The following is a 664-nucleotide window of genomic DNA, read 5'->3' as shown; positions in this document are numbered from 1 at the left end:
CGTTATGGCAGCGATCAACACACGTGTGGTGCGTCGTAGCCACGCTTTGGCGGGTTTTCCTTATGGAAAAGATTTCACCTATGATGAAGCGATGCTGACTGGCGATGGCTTCTCTGGCCGTTTGAAAGCGATTACTGGTTTGGTTGGTCTCGGTGCAATGCTTGGCGGTAAGCCCGGTGGATTCTACAAAAAGATTACTGCTAAGTTTTTACCAGCACCGGGTGAGGGGCCATCTAAGGCAGAGCGCGAAGCTGGCTTCTGGAAGTATCTTGTGATCGCTAAAATGCGCGATGGCTCGATCGTGAAAGGATTTGTTAGTGGTGATCGTGATCCTGGTTACGGGTCTACCTCTAAAATGCTTGGTGAAGCGGCAGCGTGCTTAGCGCTTGATAAAGACAAGACAGCTAAAGTGGCAGGAATGCATACGCCATCAACTGCGATGGGGGATGTGTTGATTGAGAGATTAATCTCGAAAGCTGGACTTCAATTCGAAATCCATTCTTAGCTACTGCGATTGCTTAGGCTGTGTTGAAAGCTTGTTCGAAATACTCATTTACTTATATGTAAACTCCGTGTTCTCACAAACTTTCGCCCTGCCTAAGCTGCTCTCCTAACGCTAAGAAGCTGCGAGCTTTCGTTCATTTTCGTCGCGTCTTATCGTCGC

Annotated in this window: 1 pseudogene; it reads left to right on the top strand. The window is 48.2% G+C overall.

Going from position 1 to position 664, the window contains the following annotated elements:
* A pseudogene (locus tag A3738_RS30325) lies at window positions 1-505 on the top strand (saccharopine dehydrogenase); the annotation flags it as partial.
* Window positions 506-664: the final 159 nt, after the last annotated feature.

The organism is Oleiphilus sp. HI0066, assembly GCF_001635725.1.
This window is presented reverse-complemented; position numbering and strand designations above follow the sequence as displayed.